The sequence below is a fragment of the Streptomyces sp. AC550_RSS872 genome, from assembly GCF_019049285.1.
Taxonomy (GTDB): domain Bacteria; phylum Actinomycetota; class Actinomycetes; order Streptomycetales; family Streptomycetaceae; genus Streptomyces.
In genome coordinates this window covers 132,594-150,813 of the sequence record NZ_JAGMUL010000091.1, presented here as the reverse complement: position 1 = coordinate 150,813, position 18,220 = coordinate 132,594, and the positions used below count along the sequence as shown (strand labels likewise).

12 protein-coding genes and 2 pseudogenes are annotated in these 18,220 nt (G+C 70.8%); 9 read left to right on the top strand and 5 right to left on the bottom strand.

The features are described from left to right. Window positions 1-101: 101 nt before the first annotated feature. The 7 genes from KUM44_RS29345 (at window position 102) to KUM44_RS29315 (ending at window position 9,173) form a co-directional block, all read left to right on the top strand. Window positions 102-944, top strand: a complete 843-nt coding sequence (locus tag KUM44_RS29345) for a nitrilase-related carbon-nitrogen hydrolase (RefSeq protein WP_217212697.1) — start codon at window positions 102-104, stop codon at window positions 942-944. Beyond that, complete coding sequence (locus tag KUM44_RS29340) at window positions 941-2,224, top strand: aspartate aminotransferase family protein (protein WP_217212695.1); 1,284 nt, start codon at window positions 941-943, stop codon at window positions 2,222-2,224. Before KUM44_RS29345 ends, KUM44_RS29340 begins: the two co-directional genes overlap by 4 nt. Window positions 2,225-2,270: 46 nt before the next feature. Then, the gene (locus KUM44_RS29335; RefSeq protein WP_217212693.1) at window positions 2,271-3,854 is read left to right on the top strand and encodes a PucR family transcriptional regulator; all 1,584 of its coding nucleotides are present in this window, start codon (window positions 2,271-2,273) and stop codon (window positions 3,852-3,854) included. A 155-nt stretch (window positions 3,855-4,009) separates the two neighbouring features. After that, entirely contained in the window at window positions 4,010-4,852 is an 843-nt protein-coding gene (locus KUM44_RS29330) for a nitrilase-related carbon-nitrogen hydrolase (protein WP_062716579.1), read from the top strand. Between the two features lie 112 nt (window positions 4,853-4,964). Next, window positions 4,965-6,368, top strand: coding sequence for a dihydropyrimidinase (gene hydA, locus KUM44_RS29325; protein ID WP_217212692.1), 1,404 nt, complete (start codon window positions 4,965-4,967; stop codon window positions 6,366-6,368). Between the two features lie 11 nt (window positions 6,369-6,379). Next, complete coding sequence (locus KUM44_RS29320; protein WP_217212690.1) at window positions 6,380-7,405, top strand: TIGR03842 family LLM class F420-dependent oxidoreductase; 1,026 nt, start codon at window positions 6,380-6,382, stop codon at window positions 7,403-7,405. A 220-nt stretch (window positions 7,406-7,625) separates the two neighbouring features. Then, window positions 7,626-9,173, top strand: a complete 1,548-nt coding sequence (locus KUM44_RS29315; RefSeq protein WP_217212688.1) for an NCS1 family nucleobase:cation symporter-1 — start codon at window positions 7,626-7,628, stop codon at window positions 9,171-9,173. 32 nt (window positions 9,174-9,205) lie between these two features. Here KUM44_RS29315 and KUM44_RS29310 read toward each other — a convergent pair whose 3' ends face one another. Together KUM44_RS29310 and KUM44_RS29305 are read right to left on the bottom strand one after the other, a co-directional pair. After that, entirely contained in the window at window positions 9,206-9,874 is a 669-nt protein-coding gene (locus tag KUM44_RS29310; protein WP_217212686.1) for a hypothetical protein, read from the bottom strand. A 160-nt stretch (window positions 9,875-10,034) separates the two neighbouring features. Further along, a complete protein-coding gene (locus KUM44_RS29305) occupies window positions 10,035-11,042 on the bottom strand; it encodes a carboxymuconolactone decarboxylase family protein (protein WP_217212684.1) in 1,008 nt (335 codons plus the stop codon). Between the two features lie 167 nt (window positions 11,043-11,209). Between KUM44_RS29305 and KUM44_RS29300 the strand changes: the two are divergent. Both KUM44_RS29300 and KUM44_RS29295 read left to right on the top strand, forming a co-directional pair. After that, window positions 11,210-12,311, top strand: a pseudogene (locus tag KUM44_RS29300) (sensor histidine kinase). Then, window positions 12,308-13,016, top strand: a pseudogene (locus tag KUM44_RS29295) (response regulator). Before KUM44_RS29300 ends, KUM44_RS29295 begins: the two co-directional pseudogenes overlap by 4 nt. Here KUM44_RS29295 and meaB read toward each other — a convergent pair. The 3 genes from meaB to KUM44_RS29280 are packed head-to-tail and all read right to left on the bottom strand — an operon-like array spanning window position 12,965 to window position 17,990. Further along, a complete protein-coding gene (meaB, locus tag KUM44_RS29290) occupies window positions 12,965-14,008 on the bottom strand; it encodes a methylmalonyl Co-A mutase-associated GTPase MeaB (protein ID WP_217212682.1) in 1,044 nt (347 codons plus the stop codon). The pseudogene KUM44_RS29295 and the gene meaB sit on opposite strands and share 52 nt — an antisense overlap. A gap of 5 nt (window positions 14,009-14,013) precedes the next feature. Then, window positions 14,014-16,188 carry a methylmalonyl-CoA mutase gene (gene scpA / locus KUM44_RS29285; RefSeq protein WP_217212681.1) on the bottom strand — a complete coding sequence of 725 codons (2,175 nt, stop codon included), beginning with the start codon at window positions 16,186-16,188 and terminating at the stop codon, window positions 14,014-14,016. Beyond that, complete coding sequence (locus KUM44_RS29280; protein WP_217212679.1) at window positions 16,188-17,990, bottom strand: methylmalonyl-CoA mutase subunit beta; 1,803 nt, start codon at window positions 17,988-17,990, stop codon at window positions 16,188-16,190. The genes scpA and KUM44_RS29280 overlap by 1 nt, the downstream gene beginning before the upstream one ends. Window positions 17,991-18,220 lie beyond the last annotated feature (230 nt).

Here is an 18,220-nt window from a genome sequence, read left to right as displayed (position 1 = left end):
GACGATGGTCTTGGCAAGGCTGTTCCAGGGGCTTACTTTCGAGCCTCTACGGCCCCCTCTACGGGCGTAGAGGCTCTGACGTCCCGTCGAAGGAGCAGCTCATGGCCAACGTCGTTCGTGCCGCTCTGGTTCAGGCCACCTGGACCGGCGACACCGAGTCCATGGTGGCGAAGCACGAGGAGCACGCCCGCGAGGCGGCCCGTCAGGGTGCCAGGATCATCGGGTTCCAGGAAGTCTTCAACGCGCCCTACTTCTGTCAGGTCCAGGAACCCCAGCACTACGACTGGGCCGAGCCGGTCCCCGACGGGCCGACCGTGCGGCGGATGCGGGAGCTGGCCCGCGAGACGGGCATGGTGATCGTCGTCCCCGTCTTCGAGGTCGAGCAGCCCGGCTTCTACTACAACACCGCCGCTGTGATCGACGCCGACGGCACCTTCCTCGGCAAGTACCGCAAGCACCACATCCCGCAGGTCAAAGGCTTCTGGGAGAAGTACTACTTCAGGCCGGGCAACGTCGGCTGGCCCGTCTTCGACACCGCCGTGGGCAAGGTCGGCGTCTACATCTGCTACGACCGCCACTTCCCGGAGGGCTGGCGGCAACTCGGCCTGAACGGCGCCCAGCTCGTCTACAACCCCTCCGCCACCCACCGAGGCCTCTCCTCCTACCTCTGGCGCCTGGAGCAGCCGGCCGCCGCCGTCGCCAACGAGTACTTCGTCGCCGCGATCAACCGGGTCGGCGTCGAGGAGTACGGCGACAACGACTTCTACGGCACCTCGTACTTCGTCGACCCGCGCGGCCAGTTCGTCGGCGAGGTCGCCAGCGACAAGACGGAGGAACTGATCGTCCGCGACCTCGACTTCGACCTCATCGACGAAGTGCGGCAGCAATGGGCCTTCTACCGCGACCGCCGCCCTGACGCCTACGAAGGACTGGTGCAGCCGTGACCAAGGATCTGCTGGGACGCCACCGCGCCGTCATGCCCGACTGGCTCGCCCTCTACTACGAGGAGCCGCTGGAGATCACCCACGGCGAGGGCCGCCATGTGTGGGACGCCGAGGGCAACCGCTACCTCGACTTCTTCGGCGGCATCCTGACGACGATGACCGCGCACGCGCTGCCCGAGGTGACGAAGGCGGTGAGTGAGCAGGCCGGGCGGATCATCCACTCCTCCACCCTGTACCTCAACCGGCCGATGGTCGAACTCGCCGAGCGCATCGCCCAGTTGAGCGGAATCCCGGACGCCCGCGTCTTCTTCACCACCTCCGGCACCGAGGCCAACGACACTGCCCTGCTGCTCGCGACGACCCACCGCCGGAGCAACACGATCCTCGCGATGCGCAACAGCTACCACGGGCGCTCCTTCAGCGCGGTCGGTATCACCGGCAACCGCGGCTGGTCCCCGACCTCGCTGTCGCCGCTCCAGACGCTGTACGTCCACGGCGGGGTGCGCACGCGTGGGCCGTACGCGCACCTGAGCGACGAGGACTTCATCGCCGCCTGCGTCGAGGACCTGCGGGACATCCTCGGTCACACCCGTCCGCCGGCCGCGCTGATCGCGGAGCCGGTCCAGGGCGTCGGCGGCTTCACGTCCGGGCCGGACGGGCTGTACGCCGCCTTTCGCGAGGTCCTCGCCGAGCAGGGCATCCTGTGGATCGCCGACGAGGTGCAGACCGGCTGGGGCCGCACCGGCGACCACTTCTGGGGCTGGCAGGCGCACGCGCGGTCCGGTCCGCCGGACATCCTCACCTTCGCCAAGGGCATCGGCAACGGCATGTCCATCGGCGGGGTCGTCGCCCGCGCCGACATCATGAACTGCCTGGACTCCAACAGCATCTCCACCTTCGGCGGCACCCAGATCACCATGGCGGCCGGCCTCGCCAACCTGTCGTACCTGCTGGAACACGACCTCCAGGGCAACGCCCGCCGGGTCGGCGGGCTGCTCGTGGAACGGCTGCGGGCCGTCGCGACGCATGTGCCGCACGTACGGGAGGTGCGCGGCCGGGGCCTGATGCTGGGCGTCGAGATCACCCGGCCCGGCACCGACGAGGCCGACCCGGCCGCCGCGTCGGCCGTGCTGGAGGCGGCCCGCGAGGGCGGCCTCCTCATCGGCAAGGGCGGCGGCCACAACACCACGTCCCTGCGTATCGCCCCGCCCCTGTCCCTCACCGTCGCGGAGGCCGAGGAAGGCGCCGCGATCCTCGAGAGCGCTCTGAGGAGCATCTAGGCATCCAGCAGGACCCGTTCGAGTACCCGAGTTAGGGAACGTCGCCATGGTCACCACCTCCGAGCCCCTGGAGCCTTCGGAAGCCTCGGAACCCGCCCTGTCGGTCCGGCAGGTCCTCACCCTGGAGCGGGTGCTCGCCGGGGAGCCCGAGGTGGTGGCCGGCGCCGGTCAGCTGGACCGGCCGGTGCGCTGGGTGCATGTCGCCGAGGCACCGGACGTCGGAGTGATGCTCAGCGGCGGCGAGATGGTGCTGACCACCGGGGTGCTGCTCGCCGGGGACGAGGACAAGCAGGCCGAGTACATCCGGTCCCTGCACCGGGCGGAGGCCGCGGCCGTCGTCCTGGGCCTCGGCCGGGCGTTTCCCGCGCCGCCGGACGTGATGCGCCGGGCCGCCGAGCGGTGCGGGCTGCCCATGGTCGTCCTGCACCGGCCGTTCCCTTTCGCGGAGCTGACCGAGGAGGTCCAGTGCCGGCTCGTGCGGCGGAAGTTCGCCGCCGTGAGCCTTTCGGAGTCCGTACGGACCGCGCTCACCGGACTGATCACCGCGGGCGCCCCGCTCCAGCGGCTCCTCGACGAGATCGCCTCGCACAGCGCCTGCCCCGTGGTCGTCACCAACCTCGCCCACCGCGTCCTCGCCACGGCGGGCGAGCGGTCGGCCGTGGACGACGTGCTGCGCGACTGGGAGCGCATCGCCCGGCAGGCCGGCGGCCGTGAGGGCGACGGCTGGATCCGCGCCGAACTCGGCGGACGCGGGGAGCGGTGGGGCCAGATCATGCTGTGCGGATACCGCGGCGACACCGCCACCGGACGGCTGCTCGCCGACCGCGCCGCCGAGGCCCTGGTCCTGCACCGCATGCTCGGCGGCACCTCCGCGCACACCTGGGAGGAACAGTCCGCGCAGAGCCTGCTGACCGACCTGGTCAGCGGGGTCGTTCCGGCGCGGCAACTCCTGCCACGCGCGCGTGCCGCCGGACTGCCGGTGAACCGGCGCACCTTCGTGCCGCTGGTCGTGCGGGACGGCGAGGCGGACCGACTGGAGCGTGTGCTGCGGCTGTTGGGGCTGTCCGGGATCGTCGCCGAGCTCGCCGACGGAGCCACCGCGGTGCTGCTCAGCCTCGCCCGGGACCAGGACGCCGCCGTGCTCGCCGCGAACTTCGCGGACCGGGTGCGTACCGAGTCGGGAAGCGCCCGGACCGTCGTGGCCGCCGCCGACGCCCGTACCGCCTGGGACGACGTGCCCGCCGGACTGCGCGAGGCCCAGCATGTCGCCGACGCTGTCGCCGACTCCTCGGCCGCCCTCGACCTCCCGGCCGTCGTACGCCTCAAGGACGTCCATCTGCGCGGCCTGATCCGCCTGTTGCGGGACGACCCGCAGGTGCAGTCGTTCGCGGAGCGCGAGCTGGACGGGCTGCTCTCCGGAGCGGACGAGGATCTGCTCGCCGTCCTGCGGACCTATCTCGCCTCCGGCCGCAACAAGTCCCGCACCGCCCAGCTCCACCACGTCTCACGGCCCGCGCTCTACCGCCGCCTGGAGGCGATACAGGGGCGGCTCGGCGTCGACCTCGACGACTTCGAGCAGGCCGCATCCGTCCACATCGCACTCCTCGCGCACGACGCGCAACAGGGCTGAAACCTGCCACGACCTGGGAAAACGGCGGTGAAACATGGGATCACGACAGGGTGACACCGTGGCACGCCACACGCCCTCAGACGTGACACCGTGCAACTCAAACCGCCGCTTTGGACTTCCTAGCCTTCTCGCACACCGAGCGACCGGAGGTCCCGATGAGCCGAGTGATTCGTGCCGCCCTCTTCCAGACCGCCTGGACCGGCGACAAGGAATCCATGATCCAGGTACACGAGCAGGCGGCCCGCGACGCGGCCGCCCAGGGTGCTCAAGTCCTATGTTTCCAGGAGCTGTTCTACGGGCCCTACTTCTGCCAGGTCCAGGACAAGGCGTTCTACGAGTACGCCGAGCAGATCCCCGAGGGCCCGACCGTCCGCCGCTTCCAGGCGCTCGCCAAGGAACTCGGCATCGTCCTCGTCCTGCCGATGTACGAGGAGGAGCAGCCGGGCGTCCTCTACAACACCGCCGCCGTGATCGACGCGGACGGCTCGTACCTCGGCAAGTACCGCAAGACCCACATCCCCCAAGTGCAGGGATTCTGGGAGAAGTTCTACTTCCGCCCGGGGAACAGCGGCTGGCCCGTCTTCGAGACGGCCGTCGGGAAGATCGGCGTCTACATCTGCTACGACCGTCACTTCCCGGAGGGCTGGCGGGCGCTGGGCCTGGCCGGTGCCGAGATCGTGTTCAACCCCTCGGCGACCTCCCGCGGCCTCTCCCGCTATCTGTGGCAGCTGGAGCAGCCGGCCGCGGCCGTCGCCAACGAGTACTTCGTGGGCGCGATCAACCGGGTCGGTGTGGAGGACCTCGGCGACAACGACTTCTACGGCACCACGTACTTCGTCGACCCGGAGGCCCAGTTCGTCGGCGAGGTGGCGAGCGACAAGGAGACCGAACTGGTCGTACGCGACCTGGACCTGGCCAAGCTGCGGGAGGTCCGCGACCGCTGGCAGTTCTACAGGGACCGCGCGCCGGGGGCGTACGGCCCGCTGACAGCACCTTGAGAAGGAGCCGTACGAGGCAACGCCGCCAGGGGCAACGCCGCCAGGGCGCGGGGAACTGCGCGACCAGCCCCACACGACCGCCACTTCGAACACCACGAGGAGCGACCACGACATGACCGGCCGAACAATCATCCGCGGCGGCCTCGTCATCACCGCGTCCGACGAGATCCACGCCGACGTCCTGATCGAGGACGGCCGCATCGCCGCCCTCGCGGCGACCGGCACCCCGGCTGCCGAGGCCTTCACCGCTGACCGGACCATCGACGCCACCGGAAAGTACGTCATCCCGGGCGGCGTAGACGCCCACACCCACATGGAGCTGCCGTTCGGCGGCACCTTCGCCTCCGACACCTTCGAGACCGGCACCCGGGCCGCCGCCTGGGGCGGCACCACCACGATCGTGGACTTCGCCGTGCAGAGCGTGGGCCACACCCTGCGCGAGGGCCTCGACGCCTGGCACGCCAAGGCCGAGGGCAACTGCGCGATCGACTACGGCTTCCACATGATCGTCTCCGATGTGAACCAGGAGACGCTCAAGGAGATGGACCTGCTGGTGGAGGAGGGGGTGACCTCCTTCAAGCAGTTCATGGCCTACCCCGGCGTCTTCTACTCCGACGACGGCCAGATCCTGCGTGCCATGCAGCGCTCCGCCGAGAACGGCGGCCTGATCATGATGCACGCCGAGAACGGCATCGCGATCGACGTGCTGGTCGAGCAGGCGCTGGCCCGCGGCGAGACCGACCCCCGCTACCACGGCGAGGTCCGCAAGGCGCTGCTGGAGGCCGAGGCCACCCACCGGGCCATCAAACTCGCCCAGGTCGCCGGCGCTCCCCTGTACGTCGTGCACGTCTCGGCCATGGAGGCAGTGGCCGAGCTGGCGCGGGCGCGTGACGAGGGGCTGAACGTCTTCGGCGAGACCTGCCCGCAGTATCTGTTCCTGTCCACCGACAACCTCGCCGAGCCGGACTTCGAGGGTGCGAAGTACGTGTGCTCGACGCCCCTGCGGCCCAAGGAGCACCAGGCCCAGCTGTGGAAGGGGCTCAGGACGAACGACCTCCAGGTCGTCTCCACCGACCACTGCCCCTTCTGCTTCGTGGGCCAGAAGGAGCTGGGCCGAGGGGACTTCTCGAAGATCCCCAACGGCCTTCCCGGTGTCGAGAACCGGATGGACCTGCTCCACCAGGCCGTCGTCGACGGTCACATCTCGCGCCGCCGCTGGATCGAGATCGCCTGTGCCACACCGGCCCGGATGTTCGGTATGTACCCGAAGAAGGGCACCATCGCGCCGGGCGCGGACGCCGACGTCGTGATCTACGACCCGCAGGCCGAGCAGGTCATGTCCGCCGTGACGCACCACATGAACGTCGACTACTCGGCGTACGAGGGCAAGCGGACCACCGGCCGGGTCGAGACGGTCCTCTCGCGCGGCGAACCCGTCATCACCGAGCGGGAGTACACCGGGCGCGCCGGGCACGGCGTCTACACCCCCCGCTCCACCTGTCAGTACCTCAACTAGGAGCGGAGCCCATGGACTTCGGACTCGTCCTGCAGACCGACCCGCCGGCCTCGCGGGTCGTCAGCCTGATGAAACGCGCCGAGCGCAGCGGGTTCAGCCACGGCTGGACCTTCGACTCGGCCGTGCTGTGGCAGGAACCGTTCGTCATCTACAGCCAGATCCTCGCCAACACCCAGAAGCTCAAGGTCGGCCCGATGGTGACCAACCCGGGCACCCGCACCTGGGAGGTCACCGCCTCCACCTTCGCCACCCTCAACGACATGTTCGGCAACCGCACGGTCTGCGGCATCGGCCGCGGCGACTCGGCCATGCGCGTCGCCGGCCGCAAGCCCAACACCCTGGCCCGCATCAGCGAGGCCATGAAGGTCATCCGCGCCCTCGGCAGCGGCCGGGAGGCCGACCTCGGCGGCGGCACGGTCGTCAGGTTCCCCTGGATCAAGCCCGGCGCCGAACTCCCCGTATGGATGGCGGCGTACGGCCCGAAGGCCCTGAAGATGACCGGCGAGGAGGCCGACGGGTTCATCCTCCAGCTCGCCGACCTCTATCTGACCGAGTACATGGTCAAGGCCGTGAAGGACGCGGCGGTCGCGGCCGGACGTGACCCGTCGGACGTGAAGATCTGTGTCGCCGCTCCCGCGTACGTCACCGAGGACGACTCGCCCGAGGCCCTGGCCCACGCCCGGGAGCAGTGCCGTTGGTTCGGCGGGATGGTCGGCAACCATGTGGCCGACCTGGTGTCCAAGTACGGCGAGCACTCCGCCGCCGTTCCCGACGAACTCACCGAGTACATCAAGGCGCGTGAGGGGTACGACTACTCCCACCACGGACGCGCCGACCATCCGGACACCCAGTTCGTGCCCGACGAGATCGTCGACCGGTTCTGTGTCATCGGCCCGGTCGAGAAGCACATCGAGAAGCTGAACGCGCTGCGGGAGCTGGGCGTCGACCAGTTCGCCGTCTACGACATGCACGACGCGCAGGAAGCGGTGATCGACGCGTACGGTTCGTCGGTCATTCCGGCCGTCAACAACTCCTAGCGTTCCAAAGCGAGTTCAGGCGCCGCACCACGCGGCGCCGCCCAACCCGACCCCCCACCTTGTCACCCTCCCCGCGGTCCCCGGCCTCCCCGCCACCCGCCCCGGGGAGGGAGGCGGGTCCGGGGAGGGGCGGGTGCGTTCCCGCACCGCCCCGCCCCGGACCCGCCCAAGGCCCCCGCACGGCCTATCCCTTCCGTCCCGTACGTCGATTGGCCTGCTCATGACCGACACAGTCCCCACGGGGTCACCGATAACCCAGTCCGCCGACACCGGCGGACGTATCGAACTCGCCCCCGAGGCCTTCCCCGCCGACAGCCCCTTCGCCAACGAGGACCTGCGTCCCGTCCCGGTCGCCGAGCGCAAGTGGACGACGTACAACTTCGCGGCCCTGTGGATCTCCATGGCCCACTGCATCCCCAGCTGGACCCTGGCCTCCGGCCTGGTCGCGCTCGGCATGGACTGGAAGCAGGCCGTCTTCACCATCGCCCTGGCCAACGTCATCGTGCTGCTGCCGATGCTGGCCACCGGGCACGCCGGGCCCAAGTACGGCATCCCGTTCCCGGTGCTGGCGCGGGCCTCCTTCGGGCTGCGGGGCGCCAACATCCCGGCGCTGATCCGGGCGGCCGTGGCCTGTGGCTGGTTCGGCATCCAGACCTGGATCGGCGGCAGCGGCATCTTCGCGCTGGGGTCCAAGCTCACCGGCGGCGGCTGGGAGAACGCCGGGAAGATCGCCGGAAACCCGTGGCCGCTGTGGCTGTGCTTCCTCCTGTTCTGGGCGTTGCAGATCGCGATCATCTACCGCGGAATGGACTTCCTGCGGCACTTCGAGAACTGGGCCGCGCCCTTCGTGATCGTCGGCGCGTTCGTGCTGCTGATCTGGATCGCGGTCAAGGCGGACGGGTTCGGCGCGCTGCTGGACCAGCCGTCGAAGCTGGGCTGGGGTGCCGACTTCTGGCCGGTCTTCTTCCCGTCCCTCATGGGAATGATCGGCTTTTGGGCCACTTTGTCGCTCAACATTCCCGACTTCACGCGCTTCGGTGCCAGCCAGAAGGCGCAGACCTGGGGCCAGTCCCTCGGCCTGCCCACGACGATGACGCTCTTCGCGATCCTCGCCGTGCTGGTCACCTCCGGCTCCGAGGTCGTCTACGGCGAGGCGATCTGGGACCCGGTCGCCCTCGCGGCCAAGACGGACAACGCCTTCGGGCTGCTCTTCGCGCTGATCATCGTCCTTGTCGCGACCGTTTCCGTGAACATCGCGGCCAATGTCGTCTCACCGGCGTACGATCTCGCGAACCTCGCGCCGAAACTCATCAACTTCCGTACGGGCGCGCTGATCACGGGGGTCGTCGGCATCCTGATCTTCCCGTGGAAGCTGATCTCGACGCCCGAGTTCTACATCTTCACCTGGCTCGGCGTGGTCGGCGGCCTGCTCGGCACCGTCGCGGGCATCCTCATCGCCGACTACTGGATCGTCCGCCGTACGGTGCTGCACCTGGCCGACCTGTACACGCCCGGCGGACGCTACTGGTACTCGTCCGGCTGGAACTGGCGCGCGATCCTCGCCTTCCTGGTCGGCGGCGTGCTCGCGGTCGGCGGCTCGTACTCGGGCGTCGGTGCCGACGGGGCGAAGACCGGGCCGTTCCCGACGGACGGGCTGATCCCGTTCCTCAAGCCGCTGGCCGACTACGGCTGGGCGGTGGGCCTGGGTGCCTCGCTGGTGCTGTACGTGGTGCTGATGGCCGGCCACCGCGAACGCGTCGCGGCCTGAACCGGACCGGCTGGGGAGGACGGTGAGGACGGTCAGCCCGTCTGGCCGTCCTCCAGGGCGGCCACCGCCTCCCGGGCCGCCTTGATCGCACCCTTGTTGATCTCGTCCGTGTCGGGCGCCTTCTTCGACTCGAAGTCACTGCCGCTGTACGTGATGGAGACCAGAGCGTTGGACACGCGGACCAGCACCATGCCCTCGCGGGTCTCCTGCTTGTCCTCGGTGGTGAGGTTCACGACCGAGTACCCCGCGTCGCCGATGCCGGGGACGTCGCCGCCGCCGCTGCGGTCCGCGACGCGCTCCTGGTAGGACTTCTGGGCCGCCTCGTCCGACTTGGTGATCTCGAAGGACACGTCCAGCCACCGGTAGTCGTAGCCCTTGAGCGCGTTCCACGAGCAGGTGCGGCGCAGCGTGGAGTCGGTCGACGGGATCTCCTTGCCGGCCGTCTTGGCGCCCGGGACGAGCGCCTTTATCGACTTCGAGCCCAGACTGCCACAGGGCGCGGGAGCGGCGGCATAGGTCTTCGACACGGCCGCCGTCGCGGGGGCCTTGGACGACTCGTCGCCGCTCTTCTGCGTCCGCTGGTCTTCGGCCGCCGGGGTCGCGGCGAACGGTCCGGACGACAGCGCCCAGCCCGCCGCGGCGAGCACGACGACGGGCGACAGACGCGCGGTGAGGGCGAGCGGCAAGGGCAGAGAACGCACGGCGCACTTCTCGTGGGGGACGGTGCGGAAGGAGTCCGCACTGCGGACGGGACGCCAGTGTCACATGACTCCCGGTGGGGCGGAAGTGCCAACTCACTCCGTGCTGACGCCATTACGGAAGGGCCGCAAGAGGGCGGCAATTACGGGGGTCCTGGGAGAGTTACGTGGCCTCCTGGATGATTTGGGCGCAGATAGCGCTTTCGATGCGATCCACCGCCACCAAGGCGCCGTACGCGACGAGATGCACCAGACAGTGGTCGGTGTGCTCCGGCCGACGCCACGCCGTCACGTCCTCGTCGGTGATGCGGTACGGCGCGAGGGCGGCCGGCAGCGCCAGGCGCGCCCCCGGACGCTCCCGGCGGTCCGGGAACCCGTCCCAGGCGAGCGGCGGATGCGACCCGTCCCAGTCCTGGAGGGTCTGCTCCACCAGGTCGTGGTCGTCGGCGTCCAGCGGACCCGCGCCCCGCATCGCCGCCCTGAGCAGCGCCGCGTACGCGATGCCGACGGGTGTGCCCTGCGCCCAGGCGGGGGCCTCGCCGGGGTCGACGGGGTCGAGCAGCTGGAGGGAGGTGCCGGGACGGGCAGGGCGGCGCACGGTGCGGGCGAGGGTGCGCCCCGCGAGGCTGCGGACCGCACGGAATCGCTGGGCGCCCGCCGGCAACAGGTTCTCGGTCAGCAGGGCCGACGCGGTCCGGTTGATGAAGTGGAAGGTGAGCGCGGTGCCGAGATAGGCGGGCGCGTGCTCGCGCGGGAAGGGATACGGCTCCAGGGCAGCGCCCGGCACACGCGTGTGCTGCCCCCACGCGAGCACCCGCGCGTGCTCCTCGGTCTCCGGCCGCTCCCCGCGGGCCAGGCGTTCGGCGAGCGTGTGGTCGCCGGTGGCGTGCAGGAGCACGGTGTGCGCGTCCACGCAGAACGGGCACTTGTTGGCCATGGACACCCCGAGGGCCGCAAGTTCCTTGCCGGTCCGGCTGCCTGCCCCCGCGATGAGCGACTCGCGCAGCAACGCCCAGGTGGGGGCGAGGAGTTCGGGGGCGGAGGACAGGACCACGAAGGTGACGGGTTCGGAGATGCCGAAGTCGAGGGCGATCTGGGCGTACACCTCGGCGACGGTGCCGGTGGCCGACCTGGGCGGGAGTGGTTCGGTGCAGCGGAAGGGTGTGGTCATGGGCAGCAGCGTGCGCCGCCGGGGCGGCCCGGGTCGTCGTACCGCCGAAGACAGTCGGCGCTGCGACGCCGGGGCGGGCCGGTGCCCGGCACTACTCCACCGGGAGTAGTCGCAGAGCCGTCCACAGGGCTGACGTCGCTGTCGGTGGGGCCGTCTACTGTGCGGGCATGAGCGGGTACCGGATCACACGTGAGCGGTTCGCCGACCTGACCGTCGCGGTCGTGGTCGGCGTGATCACCGTGCTCGCCGCCGTCGCGGACGACCGGGCGGGGCTCGTGGACTGCGCGCTGATCGTGGCCGGTTCGCTGGCCCTGGCCGCGCATCGCACCGCCCCGCTCGCGGTCCTCGCAGTCACCACCGCCTGCCTGCTCGCCGACGTCGTCCACGCCGGACCCGCCGCCGGGCTGGCCGTCCCGGTCGTGGGCGCGGTGCACACGGCGTCCCGGACCGGACACCGGGGCACGGCAGCGGCGGCGGCCGCCGTCTTCCTCGGCGGGTACGCGGCGGCGGGCTCGGCGACCTCGGGCATCGTCCGCGAAACACTGCTGCTCGCCGGCTGGTTCCTGTGCGCGGTGGTGACGGGCCTCGCCGACCGCAACTGGCAGGCGTATCTGCGCCAGACCGAACAGCGTGCCCTGGAGGCCGAACGCACCCGGGAGGAGGCGGCGTTGCGCCGGGCGGGCGAGGCCTCCGGATAGCGAGGGAGCTGTACGACTCCCTCACCCACAGCATCTCCATCGTCAAGCTCCCGGCGGGCGTGGCCGTGCATCTGGCCCGCAAACGCGGCGAGGAGGTGCCGCCCGCCCTGCTCGCCATCCAGGAGGCGAGCGGCGAGGCCATGCGCGAGCTGCGCGCCACCCTGGAGGTGCTGCGCACCGACGAGCCGACGGGCACTCCCGCGCTGCTGGTGGAGCGGGCGCGGGCGGCCGGACTGGCGGTCGATCTGACGGTGACGGGGGAGGAGCGCCCGCTGACGGCGACGGTGGACCGGGCGCGATGTATCGCATCGTCCAGGAGGCGCTCACGAACGCGGCACGGCACGCGGGACCGGCGAAGGTCAGCGTACGACTCGCTTACGGGGACGGTGACTTGACGGTACTTGTCGAGGACGACGGTGCCGCCGACCCGTCCCGTCCGCCCACGCCCGGCATCGGCCTGACCGGCATGCGCGAACGCGTCACGGCCCTCGGCGGCACCCTGGACGCCGCCCCGCGCGAGGAGGGAGGCTTCGCCGTACGGGCGCGGCTGCCGCTGGGGGAGGCGGGATGACGGACGGCGTGATCAGGGTGGCGCTCGTCGACGACCAGGCGTTGATGCGGGCGGGCTTCAGGGCCCTGCTGGAGGCCGAGGACGGCATCGAGGTGGTCGGCGAGGCGGCGGACGGCGAGCGGGGCCTGGCGCTGGTCCGCGCCCAGGTGCCCGACATCGCGCTGATCGACGTACAGATGCCGGTGATGACGGGCATCGAGGCGACCCGCCACATCGCCGCCGACCCGGCCCTGGCCGGCGTCCGCGTGGTGATCCTCACCAATTACGGGCACGACGAGTACGTCTTCGAGGCTCCCCCAGAGGGGGCACCCCCAGCGGGCCGGCGCGAGTGGCTTCCTGCTGAAGGACACCGATCCGGCCGACCTGCTCCAGGCGATCGAGGTGGTGGCGGGCGGCGAGGCACTCCTGTCCCCGGCGGTGACCCGCACCCTCATCGGCGAGTTCGTCTCCCGCCCACCCGACCGGGCAACCGCCCCCGGCCTGGAGTGTCTGACCCGCCGCGAACGCGAGGTGACGGCGCTGGCGGCGCGCGGACTGACCAACGAGGAGATCGCCGAGCACATGGTGATCAGCCCGTTCACCGCGAAGACCCACGTCAGCCGGGCGATGACGAAGCTGGGGGCGCGCGACCGCGCCCAACTCGTCGTGTTCGCCTACGAGTCGGGGCTGGTGGCGCCGCGCAGTACCGACGCGTCGGCGTGCTGAGGCCGTGCTCCGTGCCCGTCGCCGAACGCCGCGAGGATCCGCTCGGCGGCGAGCGTGGCCGTCAACTCACCGTCCCTGACCCGCTGTTCGAGCCCCGGGGTGACCGCCCGCACCGACGGGTCGGCGTGCAGCCGGCCGAGGAGTTCGTCGCGGACCATGGTCCAGGTCCAGTCGACCTGCTGGTCGCGACGCTTGGCGGCGAGGCGGCCCGTGGAGTCGAGGAGGGCCCGGTGCTGTTCGAGGCGGTCCCAGACGGTGTCCAGGCCGATCGACTCGCGACCGCTGCAATGCAGGACGGGCGGTGTCCAGGCGGCGTCCTTGCCGTGCATCAGCCGGAGCGCGCCCGACAGTTCGCGCGCGGCGGCCTGGGCGTCCCGCTCGTGCGGGCCGTCCGCCTTGTTGACGGCGAGCACGTCGGCGAGTTCCAGGACGCCCTTCTTGATGCCCTGGAGCTGGTCGCCGGTGCGGGCCAGCGTGAGCAGCAGGAAGGAGTCGACCATGTTCGCGACCGCGGTCTCCGACTGGCCGACCCCGACCGTCTCCACCAGCACCACGTCGTAGCCCGCGGCCTCCATCACCACGATCGACTCACGGGTGGCCTTCGCGACCCCGCCCAGCGTGCCGGCGGTGGGGGAGGGCCGGATGAAGGCGGCCGGGTCGACCGCCAGGCGCTCCATCCGCGTCTTGTCACCCAGGATCGACCCGCCCGTACGGCTGGACGAGGGGTCGACGGCCAGGACCGCGACCCGGTGGCCGAGCCCGGTGAGCATCGTGCCGAACGCGTCGATGAACGTCGACTTGCCGACCCCCGGCACCCCGCTGACGCCGATCCGCCGCGCATTCCCGCTGTGCGGCAGCAGCTCGGTCAGCAACCGCTGGGCCAGTGCCCGGTGCCCGGGCCGGGTGGACTCGACGAGGGTGATGGCGCGGGCGACGATCGCCCGCTTCCCGTCGAGTACACCCTTCACATACGTATCGAGTTCGATCGCCATGGGACTCAGATGCCGTGCCCGAGGTCGGCCGCCAGCCGCTTGACCAGGTCGTAGGCAGCGTCCGGGATCACCGTCCCGGGCGGGAAGACGGCCGCCGCACCCATCTCCAGCAGCGTCGCCACGTCCTGCGGCGGGATCACCCCGCCGACCACGATCATGATGTCCTCGCGGCCCTCCTCGGCCAGCGCCTCCTGGAGCGCCGGTACGAGGGTGAGGTGACCGGCGGCCAGCGACGACACCCCGACGATGTGCACGTCGGCCTCGACGGCCTGGCGGGCCACCTCGGCCGGGGTCTGGAACAGCGGGCCGACGTCGACGTCGAAACCGAGGTCGGCGAAGGCGGTGGCGATCACCTTCTGGCCGCGGTCGTGGCCGTCCTGGCCCATCTTGGCGACCAGGATGCGCGGACGGCGGCCCTCGCTCTCCTCGAAGGCGTCCACGAGGGTGCGGGTGCGGTCCACGGACGGGGACTGGCCTGCTTCGTTGCGGTACACGCCGGAGATCGTACGGATCTGGCTCGCGTGCCGCCCGTACACCTTCTCCAGGGCGTCGGAGATCTCCCCGACCGTCGCCTTCGCGCGGGCCGCGTCCACCGCCAGCTCCAGCAGGTTGCCGTCGCCGCCGGCCGCCCGGGTGAGCGCGTCCAGCGCGTCCCGGCAGGCGGTCTCGTCCCGCTCCTCGCGCAGCCGCCGCAGCTTGGCGATCTGCTGGGCGCGCACGGAGGAGTTGTCGACCTTGAGCACCTCGATCTGCTCGTCGCTGTCGACGCGGTACTTGTTCACACCGATCACCGGCTGGCGACCGGAGTCGATCCGGGCCTGGGTGCGGGCCGCGGCCTCCTCGATGCGCAGCTTGGGGATGCCGGCGTCGATCGCCTTGGCCATGCCGCCCGCCGCCTCCACCTCCTCGATGTGCTGCCAGGCGCGGCGCGCGAGGTCGTACGTCAGCTTCTCCACGTAGGCGCTGCCGCCCCACGGGTCGATGACCCGGGTGGTGCCGGACTCCTGCTGGAGCAGCAACTGCGTGTTGCGGGCGATGCGCGCCGAGAAGTCGGTCGGCAGGGCCAGCGCCTCGTCGAGGGCGTTGGTGTGCAGCGACTGGGTGTGGCCCTGCGTCGCCGCCATCGCCTCGACACACGTGCGGGTGACGTTGTTGAACACGTCCTGCGCGGTCAGTGACCAGCCCGAGGTCTGCGAATGGGTGCGCAGGGAAAGCGACTTGGAGTTCTTCGGGTCGAACTGCTTGACCAGCTTGGCCCACAGCAGGCGCGCCGCGCGCAGCTTGGCGACCTCCATGAAGAAGTTCATGCCGATCGCCCAGAAGAACGACAGCCGGGGCGCGAACGCGTCCACGTCCAGGCCGGCCTCGCGGCCCGCGCGGATGTACTCCACACCGTCCGCGAGCGTGTACGCCAGCTCCAGGTCGGCCGTCGCACCGGCCTCCTGGATGTGGTAGCCGGAGATGGAGATGGAGTTGTAGCGCGGCATCCGCTGCGAGGTGAAGGAGAAGATGTCGGAGATGATCCGCATCGACGGCTTCGGCGGATAGATGTAGGTGTTGCGGACCATGAACTCCTTCAGAATGTCGTTCTGAATGGTTCCGGCCAGCTTCTCGGGCGGTACGCCCTGTTCCTCCGCCGCCACGATGTACAGCGCGAGCACCGGCAGCACGGCGCCGTTCATCGTCATCGACACGCTCATCCTGTCCAGCGGGATCCCGTCGAACAGCTGCCGCATGTCGTAGATCGAGTCGATCGCCACGCCCGCCATGCCGACGTCACCCGTCACGCGTGGGTGGTCGCTGTCATAGCCGCGGTGGGTGGGCAGGTCGAAGGCGACCGACAGGCCCTTCTGACCGGCCGCCAGATTGCGGCGGTAGAACGCGTTGGACTCCTCGGCGGTCGAGAAGCCCGCGTACTGGCGGATCGTCCAGGGCTGGTTGACGTACATCGTCGGGTACGGGCCGCGCAGATACGGGGCCATACCCGGGTAGGTGCCGAGGAAGTCCAGGCCCTCCAGGTCACGACCCGTGTACAGCGGCTTGACCGCGATGCCCTCGGGGGTCTCCCACAGCGGTTCGTCGCCGCCGGTGGCCTGCTTGACGGCCGTACGCCACTCGTCGGCGCCGCCTCCGGTGGCCGGGGTCCCCAGTTCGATCCCGGAGAAGTCGGGGATTCCCATCAGGACACTCCCATGCGGTCGAGGGTGGCAGACAGCACGGCGACGGCGTCACAGCCCGCGAAGACGTAACTGTCGACATCGGTGTACTGCCCGGGCCGGCCCGCGAGGAACACGTGCGCGGCGCCCGCCGACCGGAAGCCGGCGGCCACGCTCGTGGCCTGCTCCTCGTACAGGGCGTCGCTGGAGCACAGGCACACCTCGGTGGCGCCGCTCTCCTCGAAGGTGCCCTCGGTGACGGGCTCGATGCCGCCCGCCTGGAAGAGGTTCGAGGCGAAGGTGAGGCGCGCGGTGTGCGCGGCGGCCGGGCCGAGCGCGGCCAGGAAGATCCGGGGCCGCGAGCCGGTGGCGGCCAGGTGGGCGTCGGAGCGGGCGCGCAGGGCCTCGTAGGCCTCGTCGCGGCGGACCCGGGGGAGGCCGCCGGACGGGGGCTCGGGGGCGGGCTCGCGCTCCACGGGCGGCTCGGAGAGGTGCGGGAACTCGCTGACACCGGTGACGGGTTCGCGCCGCTTGGCCAGCTTGCCGGTGCGCGCCTCCCAGGTGTCGGCCAGGTCCTGACGCAGCTGACCGGAGCGCAACACGGCCGCCTGGCCGCCCGCCTGCTCGATCCGCTGGAAGAACTCCCAGCCCGCGCGGGCGAGTTCGTCGGTGAGGGACTCCACGTACCAGGAGCCGCCCGCCGGATCGATCACCCGGGCGAGATGCGACTCCTCGATGAGGATGGTCGAGGTGTTGCGGGCGATACGCCGCGCGAACGCGTCCGGCAGCCCGAGTGCGTGGTCGAAGGGCAGCACGGTCACCGCGTCGGCGCCGCCGACCCCGGCGGCCAGCGTGGCGACCGTCGTGCGCAGCATGTTCACCCACGGGTCGCGGCGCGTCATCATCACCGGCGAGGTGACGGCGTGCTGCACCTGCCCGCTCGGCGCCCCGCACACCTCGGTCACCCGCGCCCACAGCCGGCGCGCGGCCCGCAGCTTGGCGATGGTCAGGAACTGGTCGGCCGTGGCCGCGTACCGGAACTCCAGCTGCGCACAAGCCTGTTCGACCGTCAGCCCCGCTTCGGTGAGCTCACGCAGACAGGCCACACCGGTCGCCAGCGAGCAGCCCAGCTCCTGGGCGGCCGAGCCACCGGCCTCGTGATACGGCAGCGCGTCCACGGTCAGCGCCCGCAGCCCCGGATACTCCTCGGCGCACAGCCGCGCCAGCGAGGCGACCGGCGCGAACGCCGAGGACCTGCCGGTACGGGCCTCATGGCCGAGCGGGTCCCCGCCGAGGTTGCCGCGCGCCGCCTCCTTGGCGACGCCCCGCTCCTCGTACAGCCGCAGCAACTCGCGTGCGGCGGGCTCCACGTCGGCTCCCGCGTCGAGGGCGACGGGGGCGAGGTCGAGATAGACGCCGTCCAGGACCCGGCCGAGCGAGGAGACCGGGATGCCGCCCTCGCCGACGACCAGCCAGAGCGAGGTGACGCCGTTCTCCAGGTCCGCGAGCGCGACACCGTCCGCGACCGCGGTGTGCCGCTGCCGCAGATCCCAGCCGCCTGCCGTGTTCCCCTCGGCGCGAGAGCCGCGGACGAACGGGGCGAACCCGGGCAGGCCGGGGTCGGGCGCTGCGTCGCGCGCGGTGAACAGCGGACGGGTACGGAGCCCGTCCTCCAGAGCTGTGGACAGAGCTTCTTCCGCTGCCATGCCCGAGACGTCCTTGCCCGACTTGCGCAGCACACCTTCCACCAGGTGTTGCCACTGCTCATGGGTTGCGTCAGGGAACTCGGCGGCCAGCGAGAGCCCGTCGTCAGGCAGGACCGTCATGCTCGGATGCTAGGTCAGATCGACAAGGGAGTAGCAGGGGGCACGGCTGTGACCTTTCCCTCTCCGACGCTGTGACCCTGGTCTCCGGGGTGTCCCGGGCCGTGCTCTGGGGTGTTCGGGGTCGTGCTGTGGGGTGTTCGGCGTCGTGTTGTGGGGTGTTTCGGGGTCGTGCTGTGGGGTGTCCGGGGCCGTGCTCTGGGGTGTCCGGGGCCGTGCTCTGGGGTGTCCCG

What these genes read in the sequence shown, in the direction of transcription:
- KUM44_RS29345 (WP_217212697.1), top strand. Translation starts at nt 102, where the DNA reads ATGGCCAACGTCGTTCGTGCCGCTCTGGTTCAGGCCACCTGGACCGGC.
- KUM44_RS29335 (WP_217212693.1), top strand. Translation starts at nt 2,271, where the DNA reads ATGGTCACCACCTCCGAGCCCCTGGAGCCTTCGGAAGCCTCGGAACCC.
- KUM44_RS29330 (WP_062716579.1), top strand. Translation starts at nt 4,010, where the DNA reads ATGAGCCGAGTGATTCGTGCCGCCCTCTTCCAGACCGCCTGGACCGGC.
- hydA (WP_217212692.1), top strand. Translation starts at nt 4,965, where the DNA reads ATGACCGGCCGAACAATCATCCGCGGCGGCCTCGTCATCACCGCGTCC.
- KUM44_RS29320 (WP_217212690.1), top strand. Translation starts at nt 6,380, where the DNA reads ATGGACTTCGGACTCGTCCTGCAGACCGACCCGCCGGCCTCGCGGGTC.
- KUM44_RS29315 (WP_217212688.1), top strand. Translation starts at nt 7,626, where the DNA reads ATGACCGACACAGTCCCCACGGGGTCACCGATAACCCAGTCCGCCGAC.
- KUM44_RS29305 (WP_217212684.1), bottom strand. Translation starts at nt 11,042, where the DNA reads ATGACCACACCCTTCCGCTGCACCGAACCACTCCCGCCCAGGTCGGCC.
- meaB (WP_217212682.1), bottom strand. Translation starts at nt 14,008, where the DNA reads ATGGCGATCGAACTCGATACGTATGTGAAGGGTGTACTCGACGGGAAG.
- scpA (WP_217212681.1), bottom strand. Translation starts at nt 16,188, where the DNA reads ATGGGAATCCCCGACTTCTCCGGGATCGAACTGGGGACCCCGGCCACC.
- KUM44_RS29280 (WP_217212679.1), bottom strand. Translation starts at nt 17,990, where the DNA reads ATGACGGTCCTGCCTGACGACGGGCTCTCGCTGGCCGCCGAGTTCCCT.